At 72.8% G+C, this 4,740-nt stretch carries 7 protein-coding genes; 5 read left to right on the forward strand and 2 right to left on the reverse strand.

Translation table 11 applies throughout. The features are described from left to right. Nucleotides 1-179: 179 nt before the first annotated feature. Both ESO86_RS11580 and ESO86_RS11585 read left to right on the forward strand, forming a co-directional pair. Nucleotides 180-1,352, forward strand: a complete 1,173-nt coding sequence (locus ESO86_RS11580; RefSeq protein ID WP_340638850.1) for a LacI family DNA-binding transcriptional regulator — start codon at nucleotides 180-182, stop codon at nucleotides 1,350-1,352. A 126-nt stretch (nucleotides 1,353-1,478) separates the two neighbouring features. Next, a complete protein-coding gene (locus tag ESO86_RS11585; RefSeq protein ID WP_129234923.1) occupies nucleotides 1,479-1,697 on the forward strand; it encodes a hypothetical protein in 219 nt (72 codons plus the stop codon). Between the two features lie 98 nt (nucleotides 1,698-1,795). Here ESO86_RS11585 and ESO86_RS11590 read toward each other — a convergent pair whose 3' ends face one another. Continuing rightward, entirely contained in the window at nucleotides 1,796-2,326 is a 531-nt protein-coding gene (locus ESO86_RS11590) for an SRPBCC family protein (RefSeq protein WP_129235160.1), read from the reverse strand. Next, on the reverse strand, nucleotides 2,323-2,898 hold the full coding sequence (locus ESO86_RS11595) for an ArsR/SmtB family transcription factor (protein WP_129235163.1): 576 nt from the start codon (nucleotides 2,896-2,898) through the stop codon (nucleotides 2,323-2,325). The genes ESO86_RS11590 and ESO86_RS11595 overlap by 4 nt, the downstream gene beginning before the upstream one ends. 131 nt (nucleotides 2,899-3,029) lie before the next feature. On the opposite strand from ESO86_RS11595, the gene ESO86_RS18925 reads away from it, so the two are divergent. From ESO86_RS18925 to ESO86_RS11605, 3 genes are all read left to right on the forward strand, one after another. Beyond that, a complete protein-coding gene (locus tag ESO86_RS18925; RefSeq protein ID WP_165307705.1) occupies nucleotides 3,030-3,170 on the forward strand; it encodes a hypothetical protein in 141 nt (46 codons plus the stop codon). 93 nt (nucleotides 3,171-3,263) lie between these two features. Next, a complete protein-coding gene (locus ESO86_RS11600) occupies nucleotides 3,264-4,235 on the forward strand; it encodes a DUF6807 domain-containing protein (RefSeq protein ID WP_129235165.1) in 972 nt (323 codons plus the stop codon). Then, nucleotides 4,232-4,740, forward strand: a 509-nt coding sequence (locus tag ESO86_RS11605) for a cupin domain-containing protein (RefSeq protein WP_165307707.1), incomplete at its 3' end; no start/stop codon positions are given. The genes ESO86_RS11600 and ESO86_RS11605, both read left to right, overlap by 4 nt.

A 4,740-nucleotide genomic window follows, 5' to 3' on the forward strand; every position in this document is an offset into this window, starting at 1 on the left:
CGTCGACGCCGTCGAGCCCGGCCGGTGCGCGGTCGAGGCCGACGACGACGTGGCCGGCGGCAGCCAGGCCGGTCGCCAGCGAGCGCCCGAGGCGGCCGGAGGACCCGGTGACTACGACGCGCATGGATGCTCCTGGTTCGGGATGGAGAAAGCGATTTCTCGGGGAGAGCCTAGGCGGAATGCGGAGTCGCGGGCAAGCTGGGGGATACACTGAGGAACCGATTTCCCGGTCGCTCCAGCGCTCCGGGACGTGGGGGCCGCAGGGGCCGACACGACACGGCGACGCCGCGCAGCGGGCGCTCCGTGGCATCCGGAGGGAACGCATGGGCGAGCGCAGCAGGGGGATCACGATCTCCGACGTCGCCGCCCACGCCGGCGTCTCGCCGGCATCCGTCTCGCGCGTGCTGAACGGTCGCACGAGCGTCGACCCCGACATCGTCCGGAAGGTGCAGTCGTCGATCGCGACGCTCGGCTACGCGCCGAGCCTCGTCGCCCGAAGCCTCGTGCACGGCCGCAACACGACCGTCGCGATGGTCGTGCCCGACCTCGAGAACCCGCTGTTCCAGGGCATCCTCAAGGGCCTCAGCCTCGCCGCGGCCGCCGACGGCTACCGCGTGCTCGTCGCCGACACCGCGGAGCGCGTCGACGACGAGGAGGCGATCGCGATCGAGGCCCGGCAGCGGTGCGACGCGCTCGTGCTGTGCGCGCCGCGCCTGCCCGAGGCGAAGCTGCGACGGCTGGTCGAGCGGACCGCTCCGGTCGTCATCGTGAACCGCCCGCTGCCCGACCTCGACGTGCCGGTCGTCGGCGTCGACTACGTCCGCGGCATCCGCGACCTCGTCGACCACCTGGTCGGTCTCGGGCACCGGCGCATCGCCTACGTCAGCGGCCCCGAGACGAGCGCGTCGAACGCCGAGCGGCTGCGCGGCGTCGACGAGGCGCTCGCCATGCACCCGTCCGTGCGGATCGACCTCATCGCGGGTGGATCGCGACCCGAGGACGGGGAGGCCGTCGCCGACGCCGTCGTCGAGGCGCACCGCGCGGGCGTCACGGCGATCATCGCGTTCAACGACCTCGTCGCGCTGGGCCTGCTGGCCCGGCTCCGGGAACTCGGCGTCCACGTGCCGGGCGAGCTGTCGGTCGCGGGCTTCGACGACGTGCCGATGGCGCGGTACGCGACGCCCCGCCTCACCAGCATGTCGGTCCCGCGCGCCGAGATCGGCGCCCAGGCGTGGGAGCGGTTGCGCACCCTCATCGGCGGGGGACCGGCCCCGCACGCGGTGCTCTTCCGCCCCCGGCTCGAAACCCGCGAGAGCACGACCGCGCCGGCGGCGGCCGGGGCGTCCGCCTGAGCCGGTCGACGTCGGCCGAGCGGTTCCGGCGAAGAGATTCGGCTCGGGGTGCATCCGAAACCGCCCCGGCGGCGGAAGAACGGGGTGAAGGGTGAATACGCACCCGCCGATCGAAGGGGAAGTTCAATGAAGCGCATTCTCGCCACCGGATTCATCGCGGCCCTCGCCACGCTCGGCGTCGCCGGGCCCGCGCAGGCTGCGCCCGCCGATGCCGCCTGCTTCGGCCAGGTGCACAAGACCATCAACACCGAGGGCGCGCTCGGGTTCACCAACGTCGGTGACGTCGTCAAGGCGATCGGCGGCCAGGGCAAGAACGACACCGCTCGGGGCATCTGCGGCGACTGAGATGCCCTGATGCGCTCAGTGCCGTCGTCGGCGGCCCAGAACCGGGGGTTCCGGGCCGCCGACCGGCCCTGAGGCGGATGGCACGCCTCGGCGATCGGTCACCGCGCCGCGACGGGGAAGCGGGTGGTGAGGTTGTCGAGGATCGGAACGAGGTCGAGCGCCATCTGATCGAAGAACTCGTTCTCCCAGTCCGCTCCACTGCCGTACGCACTCGTGATCACGCGCACCACGCAGGTGCCGCCGGAGGCGGCCTCGATGAGGAACTCGGTGGCGATCGGGGTGACCTGTTCCAGGCCCTCGTAGACCTCCGACAGCGGCACGCCGATCGTCTCGAACCACTGGGCCATCTCCGGCGACAGGTCTTCGGGTCGGTCGCCGACCGGCCAGGGCTCCTCGTACGCGAACCGTTCATTCGGGGTGTACTCGGTGACCACTCCGGTCGTGGTGAGGCCGCCGAGGTCGAACGACACCTCCCCGCCGACGCGCGGCTCGAGTCGGGTCGGCACCATCCACGACGAGATCCCGTCGGCGGTCGCGATCGCCTCCCACACCTCTTCCGGGCTGGCGGCGAGGTCGTACGTGCGTTCCATCCGGTGCTCGACGCGATCCGGTCGATCGGGCGTGTTCATGACGACTCCTTCGGTCGGGGGTACGACGAGACGGTGAGGCGGTGCGGACGGCCGTCGTCGTGGTGGTACTTCGCGGCGAGGGCGGCGATCGCCGACTGCAGGTCGGCGGCGAATGCGGCGCGGTCCTGCGCCGACGCGAACCCGATGACGGTGTCGACGGTCAGCGTGGGCACGCGCGTCTCGGTCGCCGGATCGCCGGTGATCGCTCCGACCTCCGACACGGTTCGCGCGTTCACCGCGATCAGGTACGCGGCGGAGAGCCGGTCGGCGATCGCCTCCGGGTCGACCGCGGTGCCCTGCAGTACGTTCGGCGAGACGACGAGGTGCCGTGCCGCGCGACGCACGAAGCGCTCGCTGATGCCGCCCCAGGCCCGGGTCTCGACCGGCTCGACGAGGCCGTGGGCCTCGAGCGCCTTCAGGTGGTAGTTGACCTTCTGCCGGGTCGACCCGATCTCCGCGGCGACCGTGGCGGCCGACCCCGGTTCGGTCAGCACGTCGAGGATCGACGCGCGGATCGGGTCGAGCGCGACCTCGACCGATGCGCCGTCTGCGAGCACTCGGACCTCATGCATGCGACCACGCTACGCCTTGACAGGAAAAATTGTCAAGAACGGGATGCCGCCGGGGCGGCGGCACCCGGACATGCGGATCGGGGCGGCCGGAGGGCTCGGACTCCGCACTGCCGGCGTGCGACACTGGCCCGGTGGACCCCGACCGGATCGAGCATCGCCGCGGCATCGACGGCGAGCTCATCGGCCGGATGGCACCCGTGGGCGACGGATTCGTGGCCATCGACCTCCTTGGGGCTCCGGCTTCCCGTGCGAGACGCCCGGTGACGATGTAGGCTTGGGATAGCGCTTTCCTGCCCGCGCACGCGAGAACGCCGGCGAGGGGGCCGCGCCGCATCCCGGATCGACGACGAACCCGAAGGAGCCCGATGCCCGACCTCCGCATCGCCCGCGACGACGACCGCCTGATGATCCACGCCGACGGCGACGTGCTCGCCGAATACGTCTTCCGCCCCGACCACCCCACGTTCGAGTCGCCGCGCCCGTACCTCAGCCCGATCCGCACGCTCGCCGGCGAGACCGTGTCGCTCTACCGTCCCCACGACCACGTCTGGCACAAGGGCATCGCGTGGTCGCTGCCCGTCGTCGGCGACGAGAACTTCTGGGGCGGACCCACGTTCGTGCGCGGCGAGGGCTACGTGCAGCTGGCCAACAACGGCGAGCAGCGCCACGTGTCGTTCGAGGTCGGCGGGGCGGATGCCGCGGGCGGCGGCACCACGACGGCCGGTGTCGCCCGCGTCCGCGAGCGGCTGGACTGGGTCACCCAGGCGGGCGAGACGATCCTCGAGGAGGAGCGGACGCTCGCGGCATCCGTGATCGCCGAGGACGCCTGGCTGCTCGGCTTCGCCACGGCGCTGACGAACACGGCCGACCGCGCCATCCCGATCGGGTCGCCCACGACGCGGGGGCGCGAGAACGCCGGCTACGGCGGCCTGTTCTGGCGCGGCCCCCGCTGGTTCACGGGTGGCCGGGTGCTCGCGCCGGGCGTCGCCGGAGGCGACGAGCTGCGCGGCACGCGCGCGCCGTGGATGGGCTTCACCGGTCGGCACGACGAGACGGGCACGGCCTCGACGATCGTCATGGTCGACGACCCGGGCAACCTGCAGCACCCGCCGCAATGGTTCGCCCGGAGCGAGGAGTTCGCGTGCCTGTGCCCCGCGCCGTTCTTCAGCGAGGAGCACGTGATCGGGCCGGGCGCGACGATGGCGCTGCGGTACGGCGTCGTGATCGCCGACGGCGCGTCCGACCCCGGACGCGCGGCGGCGCTCGCCGCCCTCGCGACCGAGCGGATGCCCGCGCTGCTCGGACCGGCCGTTCCCGTGAGCGGAGTCGTGCCGTGACCCTGCCCGCCTTCCCCGGCGCGACCTCGGTCAGCGCCCTCGAGGTCTACGACGGCGTCGCGCCCGACGGGCTCGCGGGCGGCACGCCGCACCTGCACCTCGTGTCCGCAGAGGCCTACCTCGTCGTCGGCGGGCGTGGGCGGCTGCACACGATCGACGGCGCGGGCGCCTTCGAGGATCGCAGGCTCGCGCCCGGCGACCTCGTCTGGTTCGCGCCCGGCGTCATCCACCGCGCGATCAACGACGGCGGACTCGAGGTGCGCGTCATCATGCAGGATGCCGGCCTTCCGGAGGCGGGCGATGCGGTGATGACCTTCCCCGACGACGTGCTCGCCGACCCCGAGCGCTCGTCGGATGCCGCGCGGTTGCCCGGCCGCGAGGCATCCGACGCCGATCGACTCGAGGCCGCGCACGCGCGACGCGACCTCGCGGTCCAGGGGTACCTCGCGCTGTTCCGCGACGACGGCACGGTCGACGCCGACCGCCTCGCCCGCTTGCACGCGCG

It is taken from the genome of Agromyces binzhouensis (genome assembly GCF_004135055.1).
Lineage (GTDB): Bacteria > Actinomycetota > Actinomycetes > Actinomycetales > Microbacteriaceae > Agromyces > Agromyces binzhouensis.